Source organism: Pannonibacter sp. CBAS1226, assembly GCF_055685825.1.
In genome coordinates, this window is record NZ_JBVOUO010000010.1 from 72,989 (window position 1) to 96,847 (window position 23,859).

Below are 23,859 nucleotides of genomic sequence, written 5' to 3' on the forward strand. Positions count from 1 at the left end.
GAGGACAAAGCCATGACAGCCAGAACCATCACCGCCCTCCTGGACGCCTCGGTCTATGCACCCAGCGTCTGTGAACATGCGGTCTGGGCGGCCTCCCGCCTTGGCCTGCCTGTGGATCTCGTGCATGTGCTGGTGCGCAAGGCCGTGCACAGTGCCGATTACAGCGGCTCCATCGCGCTGGGTGCGCGCACCGCGCTCTTGAGCGAACTGGCCCGCCTGGATGAGGAGCGGGCGCGGGTGGCCCATGAGCATGGCCGCGCCATTCTGGATGATGCCGAAGCGCTGGTGCGTGAGCGCGGGGTTGCCGCCGTCTCCAGCCGCCTGCGCCACGGCGAGGTGGTGGAAGCGGTGACCGGAATTGAAGCCGGTGCCGAACTGATCGTTGTCGGCAAGCGTGGGGAGGCGGCGGATTTCGAGACATTGCATCTGGGCTCCAATCTGGAGCGTCTGGCCCGCAGCGTGTCCCGGCCGCTGCTGGTCGCAGCCCGCAGCTTCCGTCCGGTGGAAAAGGTGCTCGTCGCCTTTGATGGCGGCCCCAGTGTGGTGAAGGCGGTGGACTATATTGCCCGGAGCCCGCTTTTCTCCGGCCTGCATATCCACCTGCTGATGGCCGGCGAGCCCAATACCGCACAGAAGGCGAGCCTGAGTTCGGCCGAAGACAAGCTGAAATCCGCAGGATTTGATGTGCTCACCGGCATTGTGCCGGGCGATCCGGAGCCGGTGATTTCCTCGAATGTAGAGCACAATGGCATCGGTCTGCTGGTGATGGGGGCTTATGGCCACTCGCGCCTGCGCAGCCTCATCATCGGCTCCACCACGACGCAGATGCTGCGTTCCTGCAAGGTGCCGGTGCTGCTGTTCCGCTAATGCCGGATGGGGCAGGGGCAGCCGTGCTAGCTGCCCCTCATGTCTGCTTTCAGGATCAGAGGAAGACGGCCTCGCCGGTTCCATGCGGCACGGCTTGCGGCCGTTCGCAGGTGGTTTCCAGCGTGATGCGGCGGCCTTCGTCAGAGGCGCGTTCGAGGCTCTCCATGATCTCCAGCACATGCAGCGCCAGCGCGCCATTTGCCCGGTGCGGCCGGCCGGTGCGGATGGCTGCCGCCATATCGAAGACACCCGCCATGCGGTAGTCGGCCACCTCGCGCCCGTCGCGCAAGGGGCGGTTGGGGGCGCCGAAGGGCAGGTGCGAGATGTCCTGCGCTTCCCACTCGCCGTTGAGCGCCGACAGCAGAACCTCGCCGCCGAAGAAGTTCGGATCCGGGTTGAGGATGCTGCCTTCCGTGCCGTAGAATTCGATCGGCTTGCGCCCGTGCTTCCACACGTCCCAGGAGGCGGTGAAGGCGACATTGGCGCCATTGGCGAAGGCGAGCACGCCATTGACCGTGGTCGGCACCTCCACCGTCAGTTCCTTGCCGTTGTGCGGCTCGCTGGTGATGACGCGCGTCTCCCGTCCGCGCGAGGCATGAGCCACGACGCTTTCCACCGGCCCCAGGCAATTGACCAGCTGGGTGATCGGATAGCAGCCGATATCCAGCACCGGCCCGCCGCCCCTCTGGAAGAAAAAGAACGGGTTGGGATGCCACATTTCCATGCCGGGGGTGGCGAAGGTGACGGCACCGCCCACCACCTTGCCGATCCTGCCTTCGTCGATCAGCTCGCGGGCGCGCTGATGGGCGGCGCCGAGGAACGTGTCCGGTGCAGAGCCAATCCTCAGCCCCTTGGCATCGGCGGAAGCAACCATTTCCTTCGCCTCTGCATAGGTGACGGCAAAGGGTTTTTCGGAATAGACGTGTTTGCCGGCCGCAAGGATCGATCCGCTGACGGCGGCATGGGCCTGCGGCACCGTCAGGTTGATGATCATCTCGATGTCCGGATCGGCGAGCATGGCCTCCACGGTCATGGCTTCAACGCCATAGGCCTCCGCCTTGGCGCGGGCTGCCTCTGCATTGAGATCCGTCACCGCCTTCACCGAGACGATCTGCGATCTGGCGCCGCCGGTCAGGTAGGCATCGGAGATGTTGCCGCAGCCGATGATGCCGAGTTTCATGGTCTTCATTTGGGGGAGTTCCTTCAGGCGCTGCGGGAGGTCTTGGCGGCTTCGCCGGAAAGGCCGGTGAGATAGGCGTAGCTCTGGCGGGCAAAGGCGGCTGCATCGGCGGGCTTGTCATGCTCCAGCACCATGAGGCGGACGCCATGGCTGCGGGCGGCTTCGTGCAGCGCCGGCCAGTCCAGCGTGCCTGCGCCCACATTGGCCCAGCCGTCTTCATCAAGATTCTCGCCCTGCGGCGCGATGTCCTTCACGTGGATGGCCGACAGCCGGTTCTTGTGCTTTGCCATCCAGGCGAGCGGATCCGCACCGCCGCGCACCAGCCAGGCAAGATCGGCCTCGATCGTCAGCGGAGAACCGGCCGAAGCCTCGATCAGAAGATCAAAGGGGATTGCGCCATCGGCGCAGGGGAACAGTTCCCAATGGTGGTTGTGATAGCCAAGGCCGATGTTATGGCTCTTCATGCGCACCGCCATTTCGCCCAGTTCCACACCGAGCTTGCGCCAGTAGTCGGCGGGCATGCCCTCGCGCTCGCCGGGGGGAACGGCAGGCATGTAGAGCTGGGAGATGCCGATGGCGGCTGCCTGATCCGCCACCCAGTCGAACCGCTCGCGCAGGTCGGCCAGCCCGACGTGACCGGAGGGGGCGGTCATCCCATGCTGGTCGAGCAGGGAACGGGTTTCGGCGGCATTGGCCAGATGCGAGCCGATGGTCTCCACATGGTTAAAGCCGATGGAGGCCAGCGTCTCAAGCTGACGGGCGAGGTTTCCATAGTCCCGCAGGGAGTAAAGCTGGATGGAGATGATGTCCTGCATGTCGAATGCTCCAGTGAGATGAGGGAAGAAGGGGCGGGGTCAGAGGCGTTCGCCATCCTCGCCGCCAAAGAGGGAAAGCTGGTCCGCGTCAAAGGTGAGGCTGACGGCGGTGCCGAGCGGATAGCTGATGGTGCCGGGCAGGCGGATCTGCAGCGACAGGCTGTCATTGGCGCACCACATCAGATTGTCGGCGCCGTGGGTCTCCAGCAGATCGACGCGGAAGCCCGGCTGTGCATCGGGGGTGTTGACGCGCACATGCTCCGGCCGCACGCCCAGCGTTGCGGGCATGGGCGCACGCACCGGCTCGCGGAAGCGGTACTGGCTCAGCGGCTGGAGGATGCCCGGTGCAGTGAAAACGGGCGCGCCGTCACCCGGCTGCACCGTGCCCTCGATGAAGTTCATGCGCGGGCTGCCGACGAAGCCGGCCACGAAGAGATTGGCCGGATGGTGATAGATCTCTGCCGGGGTGCCGAGCTGCTGGATCTTCTGGTCCTTCATCACGGCAATGCGGTCGGCCAGCGTCAGCGCCTCGATCTGGTCGTGGGTGACGTAGATCATGGTCGTGTTCTGCATCTGCTGGTGCAGGCGCTTGATCTCGACACGCAGTTCATTGCGCAGCTGTGCATCGAGGTTGGACAGGGGCTCGTCGAAGAGGAACACATCTGCGTCCCGCACCAGCGCCCGGCCAATGGCGACGCGCTGGCGCTGGCCGCCGGAGAGCTGGTCGGGGCGCCGGTCCAGAAGGTGGCTGATCTGCAGCATGTCCGCCGCACGGCTCACCTTGGCGTCGATGCTGGGCTTGGGTGTCTTGGCCATGCGCAGGCCGAAGGACATGTTTTCCCGCACGCTCATGCGCGGGTAGAGCGCGTAGGACTGGAACACCATGGCGATGCCCCGGTCCTTCGGCTCTTCCCAGGTGACATTGCGCCCGCCGATGTGGATCTGGCCTTCATTGATATCGAGAAGACCGGCGATGGCGTTGAGCAGGGTTGACTTGCCGCAGCCGGATGGGCCGAGCAGGACGATGAATTCCCCGGCTTCGATATCGAGCGACATGCCGTCGAACACCCGGTGCTGGCCGAATGCAACACTGACGTCACGGACTGAAACAGCAGACATGGCGTTATCCCTTGACCGCGCCGGCGGCGATGCCCCGCACGAACCAGCGTCCCGAGAGGAAATAGACCGCAAGCGGAACCAGCGCCGTGAGCATGGTGGCGGCCATGTCCACGTTGTAGGCGCGCTCGCCCTGGGTCGAATTGACGATATTGTTGAGCTGCACCGTCATCGGCAGGTTCTCCCGCCCGGCGAAGGTGAGGCCGAAGAGGAAGTCGTTCCAGATGCCGGTAACCTGCAGGATGGTGGCGACGATGAGGATCGGCGTCGACATGGGCAGGATCACCCGCAGGAAGATCGTCCAGAAGCCGCCGCCATCCACACGTGCCGCCTTGAACAACTCGATGGGCAGGCCCGCATAATAGTTGCGGAACAGGAGGGTCATCAGCGGCAGGCCGAAGATGACGTGAACCAGCACGATGCACAGGAGCGAGTTGTAGATGCCGGTGGTGGCGAAGATGCGGACCAGCGGATAGAGGAACACCTGATAGGGCACGAAAGCGCCGATCAGCAGGATACCGAACATCAGGTTCGCGCCCCGCACCCGCCAGAACGACAGGGCGTAGCCCGTGACGGCGCCCAGGGCGACCGAGAAGAACACCGATGGCACGAGGATCTTCAGCGAGTTCCAGAAGCCCGTGCTGATGCCGGAGCAGTCAAGGCCGGTGCAGGCCGAGGACCAAGCACGCAGCCACGGCTCGAAGGTCAGCGCCTTCGGCCAGGCGAGAATGCTGCCAAGCCGGATTTCCTCCATGTCCTTCAGCGAGGTCATGAGCATGATCCACAGCGGCAGCAGGAAATAGAGTGCGCTGATGACCAGGAAGGCGTAGACACCGGCGCGGGCGAGCGTCAGGCGCTGCGGCTTGCGGCCCGAGGGGATGACGGTCTGGCTCATGCGTGCCTCCCGTGTTGCGGGCGGATGTAGCGGGCATAGACCCAGGGGGCGAGAACGCTGGCGACGGCGATGAGCATGGCCGTGGCGGCAGCGGTGGCGAGGCCGATGTTGTTGCGCTCGAAGAAGTGATCCATGACGAACTTGGCCGGCACTTCGGAGGCAATGCCCGGTCCGCCGAGCGTCATGGCGACAACGAGGTCGTAGAGCTTGACCACGCCCGTTGCGAGCAGGACGACGGCTGTGATGATCATTGGCCCGAGCAGCGGCAGCACCACCGACAGATAGGTGCGCCAGACGGGGATGCCGTCGATGCGGGCGGCCTTCCACAGGTCGGCATCAATGCCGCGCAGGCCCGCCAGCATGATGCACATGACAAGGCCCGCGCCATGCCACAGGCCCGCGATGACCAGCGTGTAGATGACCATCTGCGGATTGACGAGCCAGTCGAAGCGGAAGCTTGAAAAGCCGAGGTCGCGGACGATCTGCTGCAGGCCGAGCGTGGGGTTGAGGAACCACTGCCAGGCAAGGCCGGTGACCACGAAGGACATGGCATAGGGATAGAGGAAAACGGTGCGGAACACCGCCTCGCCACGCACATTCTGGTCGATGAAAACCGCCAGCAGAAAGCCGAGGATCAGGCAGCCGGCGATGAAGAGCACGCCGAAGACGGCGATGTTTTCGACCGAGAGCAGGAAGCGTTCGTTGGCGAAGAGGCGGGAATATTGCTGCAGACCCACCCAGTCCAGCACAGGCAGAAGCCTGGAACTGGTGAAGGACAGGCGGATGGTCCAGAGCAGGCAGCCCACAAAGACCACCAGAACGATGAGTGCCGTTGGAACGAGGGCCAGCGTGGCTGCCAGATTCCGCCGCCTGCGCGTGCGCACCCGTTCCGGCCTGCCGGCCGGTAGAGCTATGGTCATGACGAGTACCCCTTGATGGGCTCCGGTTGACGGCTCCGGAGGATGGGCTCCGGCAGTGTCACGGTGACATGCCGGAGCCCTGGCTGGGAGCCTTGGGAGCCTGTGCCGGTTCAGCCGGCGGATTGCATCGCGGAAATGAACCGGGCGATGAAGTCATCCGGGGTCATGGACGGGGTGCTCCAGAACTGGGTCACCACATCGCGGGTCGCGCCGACAAGGTCAGGCGATGCGATGAAGTTGATGCTGGGCACCTGCTGCTCGGGGTCCTTCAGGGCGGCCATGCCGGTCTGTGCGCAGCTGTCCATGCCGCTCACATCCACATCCAGCCGCACCGGAACCGAGCCTTTTTTCGTGTTGAAGGTGATCTGGGTTTCGGGATCCAGCATCAGCGTGGCCATGGCGGCCTGTGCTTCCTGCGCGCCCTTGTCACTGACCTTGGGGAAGACGAAGACATCACCGCCCATGACATAGCCGCCGGGCATGACGGTGCAGCCGAAGTTCTTGCCCGCTGTAAGCCCAGCGGCCGTGAACTCGCCCTTGGCCCAGTCGCCCATGAGCTGCATGGCGGCCCTGCCGGTGATCACCATGCTGGTGGTGTCGTTCCAGTTGCGGCCGGGGCTGCCCTCGTCGGTCAATGCGCGCAGGGCGGCGAAGGTTTCAGCTGCCTTGCGGAAGCCTTCGCTTTTGGCGGCCTCCGTATCGCGGTCAGCATAGACCTTGTGGAACACGTCCTTGCCCGCTTCCGCCACCAGGACGGCATCGAACAGCAGATGGTCCTGCCAGTTCTGGCCGCCATGGCCGAAGGGCACGATTCCCGCCTCGCGCAGCTTGCCGCCGGCAGCGATCACGTCGGCAAAGGTCTTCGGCGGTTCGACGCCGGCCTTGGCGAGAGCTTCCGGATTGTACCAGAGCCAGTTCTGGCCATGGATATTGACCGGGACAGCATAGAAACTGCCATTGCGCGTCGTCGCGGTGACGATGTCCGGCGGCAGCACATCCCGCCACTTGTTGGCTTCAGCCACCTCATCAAGGGAGCTCAGCATGCCGGTTGCCACCAGCTCGTCGAACTGAAGGCCGGTGTTGAACTGCATCACCGTCGGAGGATTGCCGCCGACAATGCGGTTGATGCCGGCGGTGCGGGCATTGGGGCCGCCGGCAATGGCGGAATCAATCCACTCACCGCCCTTGGCCTTGAAAGAATCTGCAAAAACCTTGATGGATTCGGACTCTCCCCCCGATGTCCACCAATGCAGCACTTCCGCCTTCATCTCGGCGGCCTGAACGGCCGCGGGCATAACCAGGCACATCGCCGTGGCCAGCAGGGCATGACGAAACTTTTTCATATGGTCTCCTCCCATTGAAACGATTTCATGGCCTCTTTGGGTTCTCTGTAATCGTTTACATCATTTTCATAGCACAGGCATGCGCCGCTTGAAAAGGGTAAATATTCGGAAGGACAACCGGGAGGGCGCCGGGGAGGGGCGGTTCGGGGCAGGCTGCAGCAAGATGGCGGACAGCTGCAGTGCTCCCGATGTAGAAGCAGAAGCACAGCTGCACCAAACACTCAGCGTCACCCCGGCTCGCGCTGCGCTTGGCCGGGGCGACTCAGGGCCTGCTGCCTGCTTGCGCGCTCACCTTGCGCTGGCGGGCATCCCCGTGCTGCCGCGTACGACAAGTTCAACCGGCAGGAGCCGGTGCAGGCTGGGCGGGGTGCCGGTTTCGATCAGGTCCAGCAGCACATCCATGGCTTCCTCGCCGATTTCGCGGCGGGGCTGGCGCACGGTGGTCAATGGCGGAGTGGTGCAGCTGGAGAACTGGATGTCGTCAAAGCCCATCACGGCCACATCTTCCGGCACTTTCAGGCCACGCCGGGTCAGCTCCATGATCACGCCGATGGCCATTTCATCATTGGCGCAGAAGAAGGCTGTCGGGGGCTCCTCCATGCCATCCATGCTGGCTGCGGCCCTGACACCGCTTTCGATGGAAAAGTCGCCGGGCAGCAGCAGGCCCGGGTCGAGCGGAATGCCCGCTGCTGCGAGCGCAGCAGCATAGCCGTCCTGCCGCTGGCGCGTCAGGATGTTGCGCGCCGGGCCTGCCACATAGGCGATGCGGCGGTGGCCGGCGGCGATCAGATGTTCCGTGGCGAGCCGTGCCGCGGCCTGATTGTCGATGCCGATGAAGGGCAAGCCGGGCATTTCGATTTCCTCGCAGACCGAAATCATCGGCGGCGGATTGGGTGGAATGCTGCCCGCAGGCCAGGGCAGGCGGCCCGAAAGAAGCACAAGCCCGTCCACCTTGCCCGAGCGCAGATAGGAAACATAGGTTTCCTCGATGGCCGGATCATTCTCGCTGTTGCCGATGAGCAGACCATAGCCGCGCTGCTGGGCCACGGCCTCCAGCCCGCGCAGTATGCTGGCGAAGAAGGTGTTGCCGATATCGGGTACGATGACGAGAATCATGCGCGTGCTTTTCAGCCGCAGGCTCTGCGCCATGGCGTTGGCGGTGAAGCCGGTGCTGTCGATGGCCGCCAGCACTTTCTTGCGCGTGGCCTCCGCCACCTTCGCCGGATGGTGCAATGCGCGGCTGACGGTGGCGATGGAAACACCGGCGAGGCGCGCAACGTCCTCGATCGTGGCGGTCTTGCTCTGCATGCTGTTCCCTGTCTCTGCCTTGATGCAAGGCTATATGCAACCTCTGACCTATGCCTTGCCAAACTGCGTCTGTAAATGTTTACAGCGACAGTAAAAAGGTTTACATAAGCCATGTAGGCCGTCTGGAGCATGATAATCCACGGCTTGCATCCGCGTTACCCCTGCCGGATGAAATGCAGAAACATGTTCCAGCATGCCAGCCCGGCGTCCTTCCTCAAATGGGTGAGGCGCCGGAACAGGGGGGATTTTGTCATCGCTCGGGAGGTGCGCATGAAAACGATGAAGGGTCCGGGTCTGTTTCTGGCCCAGTTCGCCGGGGATACGGCGCCGTTCAACTCGCTCAAGTCCATGGTGACCTGGGCGGCGGACCTCGGCTATCGCGGGGTTCAGATTCCGACCTGGGACAGCCGCCTGTTCGATCTGGACAAGGCCGCAGACTCTGTTGGCTATTGCGAGGACGTGGCCGGCATCTGCCGGGAGGCGGGCGTCGAGATCACCGAGCTTGCAACGCATCTTCAGGGCCAGCTTGTGGCCGTTCATCCGGCCTATGACGTGCCATTCGATGGCTTTGCCCCGGCGGCGGTGCATGGCAATCCGGCCGCGCGGCAGGCCTGGGCGGTGGATCAGATGCTGAAGGCGGCCAAGGCCTCGCGCCATTTCGGCCTCAATGCCAGTGTCAGCTTTCCCGGTGCGCTGGCCTGGCCCTATGTCTACCCTTGGCCGCAGCGGCCTGCGGGACTGATCGAGGCGGCCTTTGACGAACTGGCCCGGCGCTGGCGGCCCATCCTTGATGCCTATGACGAGGCGGGCGTCGATCTGTGCTACGAAATTCATCCCGGCGAGGATATCTTTGACGGTGCCAGCTTCGAGATGTTCCTGGAGCGAGTCGGCGGCCATCCGCGCTGCTGCATCAACTATGATCCGTCGCATTTCGTGCTGATGCAGCTCGACTATCTGGCTTTCATCGACATCTATCACGAGCGTATCCGCGCCTTCCATGTGAAGGATGCCGAGTTCAATCCGGATGGGCGGCAGGGCGTCTATTCCGGCTATCAGCCGTGGATCAACCGCGCCGGGCGTTTCCGCTCGCTGGGCGACGGGCAGGTGGATTTCGCCGGTGTCTTCTCCCGCCTCACGGCCCATGGCTATGACGGCTGGGCCGTGCTGGAATGGGAATGCTGCATCAAGCACCCGGAAGACGGCGCGGCCGAAGGGGCGCCCTTCATCGCGGACCACATCATCCGGGTGACGGAAAAGGCCTTTGACGACTTTGCCGCCAGCGGTGCAGATGATGCTGCCAACCGGCGGATGCTGGGCCTTGCCCCGGCTGCGGCCGGCTGAGGGAGGACTGGAACATGGCAATTGAAGCAAGGGGCGGGGCGGGGCAAGGCACCCGCGTGCGCCTTGGCATGGTTGGCGGCGGGCAGGGCGGCTTCATCGGCGCCGTCCACCGCATGGCCGCGAGGCTGGATGGTGACTTTGACCTCGTGGCCGGCGCCTTCTCGTCGGATCCGGAGCGGGCACGCCAGTCCGGCCTTGAGCTGGGCGTCGATCCGGCCCGCTGTTATGACAGCTTTGAAGCAATGGCCACTGCGGAAGCGGCAAGGCCGGACGGCATCGAGGCGGTGTCCATCGTTACGCCCAATCATCTGCATTTCCCTGTGGCCCGCGCCTTTCTGAAGGCTGGCATCCACGTGATCTGCGACAAGCCGCTGACCTCGACGCTGGAGGATGCGGAGGAGCTGGTGAAGCTGGGTGAGGCCAGCGGGCGGCTGTTCGTGCTCACGCACAACTATTCCGCCTATCCCATGGTGCGGCAGGCGCGGGAAATGATCGCCAGTGGCGAGCTCGGCACCTTGCGCCTGGTGCAGGTGGAATATCCGCAGGACTGGCTGACCGAGCCGGTGGAGGAAAGCGGCCAGAAACAGGCCGCCTGGCGCACGGATCCGGCCCGCTCGGGCGCGGGCGGCTGCATCGGCGACATCGGCACCCATGCCTTCCAGCTGGCCACCTTCGTGACGCAGCTTGCCCCTTCGCAAGTTCTGGCCGATCTCAGCACCTTCGTTCCGGGCCGCCGGGTGGATGACAATGTCAACGTGCTGCTGCGGTTTGCCGGCGGCGCGCGCGGCATGCTCTGGGCCAGCCAGGTGGCGCCCGGCAACGAAAATGGTCTGCGCCTGCGCGTTTATGGCGACAAGGGCGGGCTGGAATGGGAGCAGGAAAACCCGAACCATCTGTGGTTCACCCCCTTCGGCGAGCCGCGCCGCCGCCTGACACGCGGCGGGGCAGGCACGGGTCCGGCGGCCGCTGCCGTAACGCGGGTGCCCTCGGGCCATCCGGAAGGCTATCTGGAGGCCTTTGCCACGCTCTACCGCGAGGCGGCGGTTGCGATCCGTACGGCACGCGACGGCGGGCCGGTGGCCTTGCCGGAGCATCTGCCGGGCCTCAGCGACGGCCTTGCCGGCCTGCGCTTCATCGACGCCTGCATCCGCTCGTCATCTGCGGGCGGGGTGTGGACGGAGCTGTAAGCTGTTGAAAAATAGGGGCCGGAACATCTGCTGTTCCGGTCCACGCTGAAGGAAAAACCTCTCCATCGTCATCCCGGCCAAGCGCAGCGCGAGCCGGGACCGGTGAGCCCGGGTCTCCCGGCTATGGCTCTAAAGGCAACTAACTTATACCCCGGCTCACCGGTCCCGGCTCTCACGCTGCTCGGCCGGGATGACGATGGAGAGGGGCGGGAAGAGCGCATTCAAGCAAGGCCGGAGCAAGTGCTGCTCCGGCCTTTTTGCTGATCTCACACACGCACCCGCGTGCCGCTGCGGGCAGCTTCGGCGATGGCGTGGATGACCTTTTCGAATTCCAGTGCGGCTGCGAAATCCGGCCATGGTTTTACGCCCGTTTCGATGGCGCGCAGGAAATCGGCGGCCTCGATGATCTTCAGGTCGTTGAAGCCGATCTGGTGGCCGGGGGCTGGGCAGAAGGCGCCGTAACCATCGTGATCCGGCCCGGTTAGGATGGTGCGGAAGCCCTGTTCGGCCTTCGGGCCCTCGTTGACGAAGAGCTGCAGCTCGTTCATCCGCTCCTGATCATAGATGATCATGCCCTTGGTGCCGTGGATCTCGAAGCCGAGGCGGTTTTTGCGGCCCCAGGCGGAGCGCGACGCGGCGAAGGAGCCCTGTGCGCCATTGGCAAAGCGCAGGATGGCGGTGGCCGTATCCTCGTTTTCCACCTTGCCCCGGCCGGTGCCATCGGGCAGGGGGCGGGTTTCATGCACGGTCTGCATGTCGGCGATGAGGCTTTCGACGGGGCCGCAGATGCCGCAGAGCAGGCTGATCAGATGGCAGCCGATATCCCCCAGCGCGCCAAGGCCGGCCTCGCCAAGCTTTGCCCGCCAGGTCCAGGGCAGATCCGGGTCGGCCTGATAATCCTCGTCCACCGCGCCGCGCACATGCACGATGCGGCCAATCCGCCCCTCCTGCACCAGCTTCTGCGCATGGCGGTAGGCGGGATTGCGGGTGTAGTTGTAGCCGGTCATGGTCAGCTTGCCGGAGCGGGCAGCTGCGGCGGCCATCTCTTCGGCTTCGGTCAGCCTCAGGCCCATCGGCTTCTCGCACCACACGTGCTTGCCCGCCTTCAGAGCGGCGATGGCCATCTCCTTGTGAAAGCGGTTTGGCGTGGTGATCGACACCACATCCACCTTGGGGTCAGTGACCAGCGCCTGCCAGTCTCCGGTGGAGCGGGCGAAGCCGAACTGGCTGGCAAAGGCGGCGGCCTTGTCTTCCGGCGTGTCGCAGAGCAGTTCCAGCCGCACGTCCTGCACGTCGCCCATGACGGCGCGGGCATTGCGCCAGGCGAGCGCATGCGCCTTGCCCATGAAGCCTGTTCCGATCAGGCCAATCCCCAGGGTCATTGATTTCCTCCCGAAACCAAATAGAATTTTTATTCCATTATTGTCATCCTGCGGCTATCCTGTTTTGTCAAGCAGGATCAACGAACTGGCAAACCGCAATGTCGCACCTCTCCGCCCCGCGCAACATCGAAGCCTTCCATGCCCGTCTGCTGGAAGCGGCGGAAACCCTGCCGAAACGCCTGCGCCAATGCGCGGAATATCTGGCGGCGAACACGGACCGGATCGCGGTTTCGACGGTGGCCGAGATGGCGCTGGCGGCCGGAGTGCAGCCCTCGGCGCTGATGCGATTCTGCAAGATCCTGGGCTTTTCCGGCTATTCGGAGATGCAGCGCCTGTTCCGCGATGCTTATGCGCAGGGCTGGCCGGACTACGCGACACGGCTCAGAAACCTGCGGGAAAGCGGCGCTGGCAGCCCATCCGCCCTGCTGGCGGAGTTCATCGATGCGGGCCGGATGTCGCTGGAAAATCTCGCCAGCAGCGTCGACAGCCGCAATCTGGACCGGGCGGTGAAGATCCTTTCCGAAGCCGGAATGGTGCATCTCGTGGGCCTGCGCCGTGCCTTCCCGGTGGCGTCCTATCTCGCCTATGCCTTTGAAAAAATGGATGTTCCGGCGTTTCTGCATGATGGTGTGGGCAAGCTGGATCACCGCCATGCCATCCGCCCGGGCGATGCGCTGGTGGCCATCACCTTCTCGCCCTACAGCGGGGAAACGGTGGAACTGGCGGAGTTTGCCCGCAGCCAGGATGTGCCGGTCATCGCCATCACCGACACGGTGATGAGCCCGCTGCAGAAACTGGATGCCACGGTGCTGAGTGTGGCGGAAGTTGACTTCGGTGCCTTCCGTGCGCTGTCGGCGACGCTCTCGCTTGCCATCACGCTGGCGGTGGCCGTCGGTGCCGGACGAAAAGCCGCACCATAAAAAAACTGTTGCATCAAACCTAAAAATGGAATGAATATTCCATACCCGAAGCCCGGACATATCCGGGCCGGGTGGCCGCCGGGGGGAGCCGGCGGATCCGCACTCTGGGAGGTTATGATGAGAAAAGCGCTTACCGCCGTCGCCGCTGCGGCCATCGCCGTGGCAGGCCTGTCTGCTCCGGCTGCTGCCGAAGGTGAAAAGTTCGTCCTGGTCAGCCATGCGCCGGACAGTGACAGCTGGTGGAACACCATCAAGAATGCCATCGCCGTTGCCGGCGAGCAGATGAAGGTCAGCGTCGAATACCGCAACCCGCCGACCGGTGATCTGGCCGACATGGCCCGCATCGTCGAGCAGGCGGCTGCATCCAACCCGAATGGCATCATCGTCACCATCGCTGACTATGACGTGCTGTCCGGCCCGATTTCCAACGCTGTGGCCAAGGGCATTCCGGTCATCACCATCAACTCCGGCACCATCGAGCAGTCCAAGAACCTGGGCGCACTGCTGCATGTGGGCCAGCCGGAATATGACGCAGGCTTCGGCGCGGGCGAAAAGGCCAAGGCAGCCGGTGCCAAGTCGTTCCTCTGCGTGAACCACTACATCACCAACCCGGCCTCGGTGGAGCGCTGCCAGGGCTTTGCCGCCGCGCTCGGCGTGGATCTGGGCAACCAGATGATCGATGCCGGGCAGGACCCGTCCGAAATCCAGAACAAGGTCTCGGCTTATCTGCAGACCAACCCGGACACGGGCGCCATCCTTGCCCTCGGCCCCACCTCTGCGCACCCGACGCTGGCGGCGCTGGAGCAGACGGGCAAGGCCGGCCAGATCTTCTTCGGCACCTTCGATCTGTCCTCGGAAATCGCAACGGCCATCAAGGCTGGCACCATCGCCTTTGCCATCGACCAGCAGCCCTATCTGCAGGGCTACCTGCCGGTGGTGATCCTCACCAACTTCGCCCGTTACGGCGTCGTGCCGGGCAACTCGATCAACTCGGGCCCGGGCTTCGTCACCAAGGACAACATCGAACTGGTTGAGAAATACGCCGGTCAGTACCGCTAAGCGGCTGATCTGAGCTGAGGTTTCAGCCCCGGCCGGGGCGGTGTGAAAGCGCCCCGGCCCCTTGCAACAGACGTTTCCTGAAAATCGAGGCAACTCATGACGGACGAGCGCATCAAGCAGGTCTCGGCCCTGCGCCGTGCCATGATCCGGCCCGAGCTGGGTGCGACCACCGGCACCGTTCTGGTCTTCCTTTTCTTCCTTCTGATCGCCGGCAACTCCGGCATGTTCGCGCCGGAAGGCATCATGAACTGGAGCGTGGTGTCCGCCCAGTTTGCCATCATCGCTGTGGGCGCCTGCCTGCTGATGATTTCCGGCGAATTCGACCTTTCGGTCGGCTCCATGATCGGCTTTGCCGGCATCGTCATCGCCATTCTGAGTGTCAAATTCGGCTTGCCCGTCTGGGTGTCCATCATCGCGGCCTTTGTCATCTGCGTGACGCTGGGCTGGATCAACGGCATGCTGGTGATCAAGACCGGGCTGCCGTCCTTCATCGTGACACTGGCCTTCCTCTACATCCTGCGCGGCCTCACCATCTGGCTGTCGATCCTCACCACCCGCCAGACCATCATCGGCGGCGTCAAGGATCTGGCACAGAACGACTGGCTCGCCTTCCTGTTCGGCGGCGTGATCTTCAAGAACCTTTTCGTCTGGTTCGCCGATATGGGTCTTGTCGGCAAGTTCGTGGCCGGTCCCAAGGCTGGGCTGCCGGTGGTGGAAGGCGTGCCGATGCTGGTGGTCTGGGCGCTGGTGCTCGTCGCCTTCGGCCATATCCTTCTTACCCGCACCAAGTTCGGCAACTGGATCTTTGCCTCCGGCGGTGATGCGCAGGCGGCCCGCTATGTGGGCGTGCCGGTCAACCGGGTGAAGGTGCTGATGTTCATGTTCACTGCCTTCTGCGCCACCGTGTTTGCCACCTGCCAGGTGATCGAATTCGGCTCGGCGGCGGCGGACCGCGGCCTGCTGAAGGAGTTCGAGGCCATCATCTGCGTGGTCATCGGCGGGGCGCTGCTCACCGGCGGCTATGGCTCGGTCATCGGCGCGGCGCTGGGCGCCATCATCTTCGGCGTGGTGCAGCAGGGTCTTTTCTTCTCGGGCGCAGAGAGTTCGCTCTTCCGGGTGTTCCTCGGCACGATCCTGATCCTTGCCGTGATCCTCAACACCTACATCCGCCGCATGATCACGGGAGAACGCTGATGTCCGCCCCGCTCATCGAACTGCGCAACATCGAAAAGCATTTCGGCCCCGTGATCGCGCTGGCTGGCGTCAGCTTCGACGTGAAGGCCGGAGAATGCCACTGCCTGCTCGGCGACAACGGCGCCGGCAAGTCCACCTTCATCAAGACCATGGCCGGCGTGCACAAGCCGACCAAGGGCGAGATCCTGGTGGACGGCAAGGCTACGGCCTTCAACAGCCCGCGTGACGCCATGGGTGCAGGCATTGCCACGGTCTATCAGGATCTGGCGATGATCCCGCTGATGTCGGTCACCCGGAATTTCTGGATGGGCCGCGAGCCGGAGAAGAAGTTCGGCCCGTTCCGCTTCATCGACTTCGACAAGGCTAACCGGGTGACGCTGGAGGAAATGGCCAACATGGGCATTCACCTGCGTGAGCCGGAACAGGCGGTCGGCACGCTTTCGGGCGGCGAGCGCCAGACGGTGGCCATCGCCCGTGCGGTCTATTTCGGCGCCAAGGTGCTGATCCTCGACGAGCCGACGTCCGCGCTCGGCGTGCGTCAGACCTCCAACGTGCTGGCAACCATCGACAAGGTGCGCAAGCGCGGCATTGGTGTCGTCTTCATCACCCACAATGTGCGCCATGCCATGGCGGTGGGTGACCGGTTCACCGTGCTGAACCGGGGCAAGACGCTGGGCACCGCAAAACGCGGGGAAATCAAGCCGGAAGAATTGCAGGACCTCATGGCAGGCGGCAAGGAACTGGCTGAACTTGAGGGTTCGCTCGGCGGCACGATCTGAGGTGTTGCGGGTTAATTTAGGAAAGACCGACATGACAATGCGTTTCGCAGTATTGGGGGCAGGGCGGATTGGCCGCGTCCATGCCAAGGCGATCGCCGCGACGGAAGGAGCCACGCTGATTGCCGTGGCCGATCCCATCGCAGCGGCGGCTCAGTCGCTGGCGGCGGAGCATGGCTGCTCCATCCGCACCATCGACGAGATTGAAGCGGCAAAGGATGTGGATGCGGTCATCATCTGCACCCCGACCGACACCCACGCAGACCTGATCGAGCGCTTCGCCCGCGCCGGCAAGGGCATCTTCTGCGAAAAGCCGGTGGACCTGAACGTCCAGCGCGTCAAGGACTGCCTGAAGACGGTGAAGGAAACCGGCGCGACGCTGATGGTCGGCTTCAACCGCCGCTTCGATCCGCATTTCGCCGCGCTCAAGGCCACCATCGACAGCGGCCGCATTGGCGATGTGGAGATGGTGACGATCACCTCCCGCGATCCTTCGCCCCCTCCGTATGAGTACATCTCCCGCTCGGGCGGCATCTTCCGCGACATGACCATCCATGACTTCGACGTGGCCCGCTGGCTGCTGGGCGAGGAAGTGGAAACGGTGATGGCTTCTGCCTCCGTTCTGGTCGATCCGGAAATCGGCAAGCGCGGTGATTTTGACAGCGTCAACATCATCCTGCGCACTGCGTCGGGCCGACAGGCGATCATCACCAACACCCGCCGCGCGGTCTATGGCTATGACCAGCGCATCGAGGTGCTGGGTGCCAAGGGCATGGTGGCTGCCGAGAACCTGCGCGAAGCCAACATCGAGGTGGCTGATGCCAGCGGCTATCACAAGCCGCCGCTGCTCGACTTCTTCATGACCCGCTACACGGCAGCCTATGCCGCCGAGATCACCGCCTTCATCAAGGCCGTGACGGACAAATCCGTGCCGCCCACCACGGGCGAGGACGGGCTGAAGGCACTGGCTCTGGCGGAAGCGGCGCTGAAGTCGGTTGCGGAAGGGCGTGCCGTGCGCCTCTCGGAAATCACGGGCTGAAGGACCAACGCGGATGAGCAAGACCCTCGATCTCATCACCATCGGCCGGTCCTCGGTCGATCTCTATGGCTCCCAGGTGGGTGGCCGTCTTGAGGATATGGGCAGCTTCCAGAAATATATCGGAGGCTCGCCCACCAACATTGCCGCCGGTTCCGCGCGGCTTGGCCTCAAGGCTGGCCTCATCACCCGCGTGGGGGATGAGCACATGGGCCGCTTCATCCGCGAACAACTGGTGCGCGAGGGCGTGGACGTGACGGGCGTGAAGACCGACCCGGAACGCCTCACCGCCCTCGTGCTGCTGGGCATCCGTGACGACAAGCAGTTCCCGCTGATCTTCTACCGCGAGAACTGCGCCGACATGGCGATCTGCGAGGACGACATCGACCCCGCATATATCGCCAGCGCAAGGGCGGTGGTGGCCACCGGCACGCACCTGTCCCATCCGCGCACCGAAGCTGCCGTGCTGAAGGCCCTGCGCCTTGCCCGCGAAAGTGGTGGCCAGACGGCGCTCGACATTGATTACCGCCCCAACCTCTGGGGCCTGTCCGGCCATGGCGACGGCGAAAACCGCTTCATCGCTTCGGCCAAGGTGACGGCCCGCCTGCAGCAGCACCTTCCCCTGTTCGACCTGATCGTCGGCACGGAAGAAGAGTTCCACATTGCAGGCGGCTCCACCAACACCATCGAGGCGCTTCGTGCCGTGCGGGCGCTGACGGGGGCGACGCTGATCTGCAAGCGCGGCCCCATGGGCGCTGCCGCCTTTGCCGGGGCCATTCCCGACACGCTGGATGAAGGCGAGGCTGGGCCGGGCTTTCCCATCGAGGTGTTCAACGTGCTGGGCGCGGGCGACGGCTTCATGGCGGGCCTGCTGAAGGGCTGGCTCGACGGCGAGACCTGGCCGCGTGCGCTGACCTATGCCAATGCCTGCGGCGCCTTTGCCGTGTCGCGCCATGGCTGCACGCCTGCCTATCCGTCCTGGGAGGAGCTGCAGTTCTTCCTGAAGCGCGGCGTCGTCACGCCTGCGCTGCGCAAGGACGCTGAGCTGGAACAGGTGCACTGGTCCACCAACCGCTCCTATGACTGGCCGTCGATGCATGTCTTTGCCTTCGATCACCGACGCCAGATGGAAGAGCTGCCGGGGGCAACGCCGGAGAAGATCGGCGCCTTCAAGAAGCTCTGCCTTGCCGCCGTGGAAGAAGTGGCTGCCGGCAAGACCGGGTACGGCCTGCTGTGCGACAACCGCCTTGGCCGTGATGCGCTGCATCAGGCGGCCGGCAAGGGGCTGTGGATCGGCCGCCCGGTCGAGTGGCCCGGCTCGCGTCCGCTGACGCTGGAGCCGGAACTGGGCCCGGATTATGGCGGGCTCACCGAATGGCCGCTGGAGCATGTGGTCAAGGTTCTGTGCTTCTGCCACCCGGAGGATGATGCGGCCCTGTGGGCCGGGCAGGAAGCGGTGATCCAGCGCCTGTTTGCCGCCGCCCGCCGCAACCGGCTGGAATTCCTGCTTGAGGTCATCCCTTCCAAGGTTGGCCCGGTGGATGATGACACGACCGCCCGCATCATCGAGCGCTTCTACAAGCTCGGGATCTATCCGGACTGGTGGAAGCTGGAGCCAATGCGCTCCGATGCAGCCTGGAAGCGCACCTGTGACATGATCAAGGCCTATGATCCACGTGTGCGCGGCATCGTGGTGCTGGGACTTGATGCGCCGGAGGACGAGCTTGCGGCCTGTTTTGCCACGGCGGCGCAGCATGATCTGGTCAAGGGCTTTGCCGTGGGGCGCACCATCTACAGCGAGGCAGCACGCGGCTGGCTCGCCGGAACCATGACGGATGCTGAGGCCATCGCACAGATGGCCGGAAAATTCGCCCGCCTGTCCGCCACATGGGATGCGGCACGCGGTGCAACGGGAGTTGCGGCATGAGCAAGGTAAGACTGACCGCCGCCCAGGCCATGGTGCGCTGGCTTTCCAGCCAGATGACCGAAGACGGCGTGCCCTTCATCGCCGGGGTCTGGGCCATTTTCGGCCATGGCAATGTGGCCGGTATGGGTGAGGCGCTCTACGGCGTGCGCGATACGCTGCCCACGTGGCGGGGCCACAACGAGCAGGGCATGGCCCATGCGGCCATCGCCTATGCCAAGCAGCTTGGCCGCCGCCGTGCCATGGCGGTGACTTCCTCCATCGGCCCCGGCGCCACCAACATGGTGACGGCGGCAGCGCTGGCCCATGTCAACCGGCTGCCGGTGCTGTTCGTGCCGGGTGATGTCTTCGCCAATCGCGGGCCGGACCCGGTGCTGCAGCAGATCGAGGATTTCGGCGACGGCACCATCAGCGCCAACGACTGCTTCCGCCCGGTCTCGCGCTATTTTGACCGCATCATGCGGCCAGAGCAGCTGCTGACGGCCCTGCCGCGCGCCATGGCGGTGATGACCGATCCGGCCGATTGCGGCCCGGTGACGCTGGCCTTCTGTCAGGATGTGCAGGCGGAAGCCTATGACTGGCCGGAAGAGTTCTTCGCCCCCCGGGTCTGGCGCCAGCGGCGCCAGCGCCCGGACGAGGCGGAACTGGCCGAAGTGGTGGCCCTGATCCGCGCCGCGAAAAAGCCGGTGCTGATTGCAGGCGGCGGCGTGCATTATTCCGGCGCCACGGAAGCGCTGAAGGCCTTTGCCGAGGCGCATCAGATTCCGGTGGTGGAAAGCCAGGCGGGCAAGTCGGCCCTGCCGTGGGACCATCCGCTCAACCTTGGCCCGGTCGGTGTCACCGGATCGGAAAGCGCCAACAGCGCCGCGAAGGATGCCGATCTCGTCATCGGCGTTGGCACCCGTTTTCAGGATTTCACCACCGGCTCCTGGGGGCTGTTCCGCAATCCGGCACGCAAGCTCGTCTCCATCAACGTCGCCGCCTATGACGCCATGAAGCATGGCGCGGTGCCGCTGCAGGGCGATGCCCGCGTCTGCCTTGGCGAATTGTCAGCGCAGCTGGGTGCCCACAAGGGCCCGGCCGTTGCCGCGAGCCTCAAGGCGGATTGGTTCGCCAAGGTCGATCCGCTGACGGCTGCGCCGGAAGCGGATGCAAACGGCCTGCCCACGGATCAGCAGGTCATCGGCGCCGTGCAGCGTGCAGCTGGCCCCGATACGGTGGTGATGTGCGCCGCCGGTACCATGCCGGGCGAACTCCACAAGCTGTGGAAGGCGAGCCGTCCCATGTCCTATCACATGGAATACGGCTTCTCCTGCATGGGCTATGAAATCGCCGGAGCGCTGGGCATCAAGATGGCCGAGCCGGAGCGCGACGTCATCTGCATGGTCGGTGACGGCAGCTACATGATGATGAATTCCGAACTCGCCAGCGCGGTGATGCTGGGCCAGAAGATCACGGTCGTCATCACCGACAACCGGGGCTACGGCTGCATCAACCGGCTGCAGATGGGCACCGGCGGAGCCGAGTTCAACAACCTTCTCGACCACACCAACCACACCAACCCCAGCCATATCGACTTCGTCGCCCATGCAGGCGCCATGGGGGCAAAGGCGGTGAAGGCCGGGTCCATTGCCGAGCTGGAGGCAGCCCTTGCCGAAGCGAAGACGGCGAGTGGCCCGTTTGTGGTGGTCATCGACACCGATCCCTACCCCTCCACGCCCCATGGCGGCCACTGGTGGGATGTGGCGGTGCCGGAAGTTTCCGCCCGTGCCGAAGTGCGGGCGGCGCGCGAGTCCTACGAACGTTCGCTTCAGGAAAGAAACTGAACCATGATCCTCTACGGCACCAATCCTATTGCCTGGTCCAACGACGACGACCAGACCCTCGGCGCCCATATTTCGCTTGAGCAGTGCCTCGATGAAACCGCCAAGATCGGTTTCGACGGCATCGAGAAGGGCCACAAGCTGCCCGCGACGCCGGAAGGCATCGCGAAGGAACTGGGCGGACGCGGCCTGAAATACATCTCCGGCTGGCATTCGCTGAACCTTCTGACCAACTCCATCGAGGACGAGAAGGCGGCGATGCAGCCGTTCCTCGACCTGCTGAAGGCGGTGGGTTCGAAGGTGATCATCACCTGCGAAACCTCCAATGCCATTCATGGCAATGACGGCGTGCCGGTGAACAACAAGCCGGTGCTGGCCGCCTCCGAGTGGGCTGACTTTGGCCGGGGCGTCGAGGCGCTGGCGGCCTTTGCGGCAGAGCAGGGCATCACGCTGGTCTATCACCACCACATGGGCACGGTGGTGGAGAGCGAGGCGGAAATCGACCTGTTCATGCAGCACACGGGACCGGCCACCAAGCTGCTGTTCGACACGGGCCATTGCTACTTCGGCGGCGGCAATCCGGCAGCAGTGGCCGAGCGCCACATGGCCCGCGTGCGCCATATCCATGCCAAGAACGTGCGGCCGGACATCATGCGTCAGGTGCGTGAGGAAAACCTCTCCTTCCTGGAAGGCGTGCGCCGCGGTGTCTTCACCGTTCCGGGTGATGCGGAAGGCGGCGTCGATTTCCTGCCCGTGCTGAAGAGCGCAGCGGCTCATGGCTACGAAGGCTGGCTCGTCATCGAGGCCGAGCAGGACCCGAGCGTGCGCAATCCCTTCGAGTATCAGAGCATGGGCTTCAACGCCCTGCGCAGCTTCGCCCGCGAGGCTGGTCTCGACAAGGGCAGGTGATGGAGGGGGGCAGCGTGAGGCTGAAAGTTTCCGACCTCCGTCTCCTCGGTTGGGCAGCCGGATCTACATATCAGGTCCGGAGATTGCCCGCAGTGATGCATTTGATCTATGGCAGGGCCTCTCCGCCCCCCTCCCCCTCGTGGGGAGGGGTAAGGGGTGGGGGGGCTCTGAGCCCGCAACTGTCTGAAGGATATATGATTTCTTGAAGAGGCATCAGGAGGAACAGCTGTCTGCAGTCAATGGATGCTCTGCCAGACGGAAAGGCCTTTCCCCCCACCCCTAACCCCTCCCCACGAGGGGGAGGGGGGCGGAGACGCCGTGCCTGAGTGATCAGGCTTCAGGTACGATGTGTGCATGCAGTAAAAGGGGGAGAGGGTGCTGCGGCAAAAGGCAGTACCGGGGAAACACGTCAGGAAGCTTCAAACCATATATGGTGCAGCACTGGCCCCTGCCATCTGCTACGCTCGGCGCGCCCGCTTTCCCCTGATCCCAGGCAGCAAAGAGACCTTGATGAAGATTATCGACCCGACCCATTCCTTCTACGGCCCGCTGTGGCGGCGTGTTGCCATTGTCGTTGTCACGGCTGGCTGGGCCGGGTTTGAGTACTGGAACGGCTCCACCGGCTGGGCGCTGTTCTTCGCAGCCATTGCGGCCTATGCCGCATGGGCGCTGATCATCACCTACAAGCCGCAACAGGGCGGAGACGGAAAGGCATGAGCAAGCTTCTGAGAAAGCCGCAAGGCACCCACGGCAAGACCCACGCCATCACGCCGGAAAGCGCCGGCTGGGGCTATGTGGGATTTGATCTCTACCGCCTGAAGGCGGGCGAGACTGTTGGCGAAGCGACCGGCGGACGCGAAGTCATCCTTGTGCTGGTCGAGGGCAAGGCCCGTCTTTCCGCATCGGGCAAGGACTTCGGCGAGATGGGCCTGCGCATGGACGTGTTCGAGCGCCTGCCGCCCGCCTGCCTCTATGTACCGGACCAGTCGGACTGGGCCGTCACCGCCACCACGGACCTGACGCTGGCCGTCTGCTCGGCACCGGGCATGGGCACCCATGAAGCGCAGGTGCTGGGGCCGGATGGCATCCAGCTTGACCAGCGCGGGCAGGGCACCAACACCCGCTACATCCACAACATCGCCATGGAAGGGCGGGATGTGGCCGGCAGCCTGCTGGTGACGGAAGTCTTCACCCCCTCCGGCCACTGGTCGTCCTATCCGCCGCACCGGCATGATGAGGACAACTATCCGGACATGACCTATCTGGAAGAGACCTATTACCACCGGCTCAACCCGGCGCAGGGCTTCGGCATCCAGCGGGTCTTCACTGAAGACGGCTCCCTCGACGAGGCGATGGCCGTTTCCAACCATGACGTCGTTCTGGTCCCCAAAGGCCACCACCCCTGCGGCTCACCCTATGGCTACGAGATGTACTATCTCAACGTCATGGCCGGCCCCTTGCGCAAGTGGCGCTTCAAGAACCACCCGGACCATGACTGGATCTACCAGCGCGACATGGTGAAGTGAGGAATAGGGAGCGTTCCAGCGACGCTTTGGCTGTTTTCTCTGGCAGATGCACATATCTGTTTCGAAAAGCAGCCCCCGTGATGCGTCAGGCTTGTGGCAGGACCTCTCCACCCCCCTCCCCCTGGTGGGGAGGGGTAAGGGGTGGGGGCTCTGCGCCTGTAAGAGTTTGAAAACTCAACCTTTTTCTTAAGAAGCATCAAGAGGAGCTGCTCCCCGGAACCAGTGAATATTCTGCCCGCCGGAGAAGCCGCCCCCCACCCCTAACCCCTCCCCACGAGGGGGAGGGGGGCTGAAACGCTGTGCCGGGTGCTCTATTCAGGCTGGCTGGAATGCCTCCC

21 protein-coding genes are annotated in these 23,859 nt (G+C 64.1%); 13 read left to right on the plus strand and 8 right to left on the minus strand.

Going from position 1 to position 23,859, the window contains the following annotated elements; all coding sequences use genetic code 11:
- Positions 1 to 12: 12 nt before the first annotated feature.
- Positions 13 to 867 carry a universal stress protein gene (locus AC0CMF_RS21850; protein ID WP_123195770.1) on the plus strand — a complete coding sequence of 285 codons (855 nt, stop codon included), beginning with the start codon at positions 13 to 15 and terminating at the stop codon, positions 865 to 867.
- Between the two features lie 55 nt (positions 868 to 922).
- Here the strand turns inward: AC0CMF_RS21850 and AC0CMF_RS21855 are convergent, their stop codons facing one another.
- From AC0CMF_RS21855 to AC0CMF_RS21885, 7 genes are all read right to left on the minus strand, one after another.
- Entirely contained in the window at positions 923 to 2,056 is a 1,134-nt protein-coding gene (locus AC0CMF_RS21855; protein WP_094463771.1) for a Gfo/Idh/MocA family protein, read from the minus strand.
- A 14-nt stretch (positions 2,057 to 2,070) separates the two neighbouring features.
- A complete protein-coding gene (locus tag AC0CMF_RS21860; RefSeq protein ID WP_374630388.1) occupies positions 2,071 to 2,862 on the minus strand; it encodes a sugar phosphate isomerase/epimerase family protein in 792 nt (263 codons plus the stop codon).
- Positions 2,863 to 2,901: 39 nt separating this feature from the next.
- Positions 2,902 to 3,981 carry an ABC transporter ATP-binding protein gene (locus tag AC0CMF_RS21865; protein ID WP_374630387.1) on the minus strand — a complete coding sequence of 360 codons (1,080 nt, stop codon included), beginning with the start codon at positions 3,979 to 3,981 and terminating at the stop codon, positions 2,902 to 2,904.
- 4 nt (positions 3,982 to 3,985) lie between these two features.
- A complete protein-coding gene (locus AC0CMF_RS21870; protein ID WP_050475224.1) occupies positions 3,986 to 4,873 on the minus strand; it encodes a carbohydrate ABC transporter permease in 888 nt (295 codons plus the stop codon).
- Entirely contained in the window at positions 4,870 to 5,793 is a 924-nt protein-coding gene (locus tag AC0CMF_RS21875) for a carbohydrate ABC transporter permease (protein WP_094463774.1), read from the minus strand. Before AC0CMF_RS21875 ends, AC0CMF_RS21870 begins: the two co-directional genes overlap by 4 nt.
- 110 nt (positions 5,794 to 5,903) lie before the next feature.
- The gene (locus AC0CMF_RS21880; RefSeq protein ID WP_374630385.1) at positions 5,904 to 7,136 is read right to left on the minus strand and encodes an ABC transporter substrate-binding protein; all 1,233 of its coding nucleotides are present in this window, start codon (positions 7,134 to 7,136) and stop codon (positions 5,904 to 5,906) included.
- A gap of 288 nt (positions 7,137 to 7,424) precedes the next feature.
- Positions 7,425 to 8,444, minus strand: coding sequence for a LacI family DNA-binding transcriptional regulator (locus AC0CMF_RS21885; protein ID WP_374630383.1), 1,020 nt, complete (start codon positions 8,442 to 8,444; stop codon positions 7,425 to 7,427).
- 270 nt (positions 8,445 to 8,714) lie between these two features.
- On the opposite strand from AC0CMF_RS21885, the gene AC0CMF_RS21890 reads away from it, so the two are divergent.
- Positions 8,715 to 9,785, plus strand: a complete 1,071-nt coding sequence (locus tag AC0CMF_RS21890) for a sugar phosphate isomerase/epimerase family protein (RefSeq protein WP_374630381.1) — start codon at positions 8,715 to 8,717, stop codon at positions 9,783 to 9,785.
- Positions 9,786 to 9,799: 14 nt separating this feature from the next.
- Positions 9,800 to 10,972: a Gfo/Idh/MocA family protein gene (locus tag AC0CMF_RS21895; RefSeq protein WP_374630379.1), complete on the plus strand. Its 1,173-nt coding sequence runs from the start codon at positions 9,800 to 9,802 to the stop codon at positions 10,970 to 10,972.
- 266 nt (positions 10,973 to 11,238) lie between these two features.
- Here AC0CMF_RS21895 and AC0CMF_RS21900 read toward each other — a convergent pair whose 3' ends face one another.
- Entirely contained in the window at positions 11,239 to 12,354 is a 1,116-nt protein-coding gene (locus AC0CMF_RS21900) for a Gfo/Idh/MocA family protein (protein WP_374630377.1), read from the minus strand.
- Between the two features lie 98 nt (positions 12,355 to 12,452).
- Here AC0CMF_RS21900 and AC0CMF_RS21905 point away from each other — a divergent pair, with 98 nt between their 5' ends.
- From AC0CMF_RS21905 to iolB, 10 genes are all read left to right on the plus strand, one after another.
- Positions 12,453 to 13,274, plus strand: coding sequence for a MurR/RpiR family transcriptional regulator (locus tag AC0CMF_RS21905; RefSeq protein ID WP_058898824.1), 822 nt, complete (start codon positions 12,453 to 12,455; stop codon positions 13,272 to 13,274).
- Positions 13,275 to 13,391: 117 nt separating this feature from the next.
- Positions 13,392 to 14,333 carry a sugar ABC transporter substrate-binding protein gene (locus tag AC0CMF_RS21910; protein ID WP_472482458.1) on the plus strand — a complete coding sequence of 314 codons (942 nt, stop codon included), beginning with the start codon at positions 13,392 to 13,394 and terminating at the stop codon, positions 14,331 to 14,333.
- Between the two features lie 96 nt (positions 14,334 to 14,429).
- Positions 14,430 to 15,527 carry an ABC transporter permease gene (locus AC0CMF_RS21915; protein WP_472482459.1) on the plus strand — a complete coding sequence of 366 codons (1,098 nt, stop codon included), beginning with the start codon at positions 14,430 to 14,432 and terminating at the stop codon, positions 15,525 to 15,527.
- Complete coding sequence (locus tag AC0CMF_RS21920) at positions 15,527 to 16,306, plus strand: ATP-binding cassette domain-containing protein (protein WP_050475231.1); 780 nt, start codon at positions 15,527 to 15,529, stop codon at positions 16,304 to 16,306. Before AC0CMF_RS21915 ends, AC0CMF_RS21920 begins: the two co-directional genes overlap by 1 nt.
- Before the next feature lie 31 nt (positions 16,307 to 16,337).
- Positions 16,338 to 17,342 carry an inositol 2-dehydrogenase gene (gene iolG / locus AC0CMF_RS21925; protein WP_374631025.1) on the plus strand — a complete coding sequence of 335 codons (1,005 nt, stop codon included), beginning with the start codon at positions 16,338 to 16,340 and terminating at the stop codon, positions 17,340 to 17,342.
- 13 nt (positions 17,343 to 17,355) lie between these two features.
- On the plus strand, positions 17,356 to 19,266 hold the full coding sequence (locus AC0CMF_RS21930; RefSeq protein WP_374631027.1) for a bifunctional 5-dehydro-2-deoxygluconokinase/5-dehydro-2-deoxyphosphogluconate aldolase: 1,911 nt from the start codon (positions 17,356 to 17,358) through the stop codon (positions 19,264 to 19,266).
- Complete coding sequence (gene iolD / locus AC0CMF_RS21935; protein WP_374631029.1) at positions 19,263 to 21,089, plus strand: 3D-(3,5/4)-trihydroxycyclohexane-1,2-dione acylhydrolase (decyclizing); 1,827 nt, start codon at positions 19,263 to 19,265, stop codon at positions 21,087 to 21,089. The genes AC0CMF_RS21930 and iolD overlap by 4 nt, the downstream gene beginning before the upstream one ends.
- Before the next feature lie 3 nt (positions 21,090 to 21,092).
- Positions 21,093 to 21,995, plus strand: a complete 903-nt coding sequence (iolE, locus tag AC0CMF_RS21940; RefSeq protein ID WP_094463778.1) for a myo-inosose-2 dehydratase — start codon at positions 21,093 to 21,095, stop codon at positions 21,993 to 21,995.
- 510 nt (positions 21,996 to 22,505) lie between these two features.
- Positions 22,506 to 22,712, plus strand: coding sequence for a hypothetical protein (locus tag AC0CMF_RS21945; protein WP_374631032.1), 207 nt, complete (start codon positions 22,506 to 22,508; stop codon positions 22,710 to 22,712).
- Positions 22,709 to 23,521 carry a 5-deoxy-glucuronate isomerase gene (iolB, locus tag AC0CMF_RS21950; RefSeq protein ID WP_374631034.1) on the plus strand — a complete coding sequence of 271 codons (813 nt, stop codon included), beginning with the start codon at positions 22,709 to 22,711 and terminating at the stop codon, positions 23,519 to 23,521. The genes AC0CMF_RS21945 and iolB overlap by 4 nt, the downstream gene beginning before the upstream one ends.
- Positions 23,522 to 23,859 lie beyond the last annotated feature (338 nt).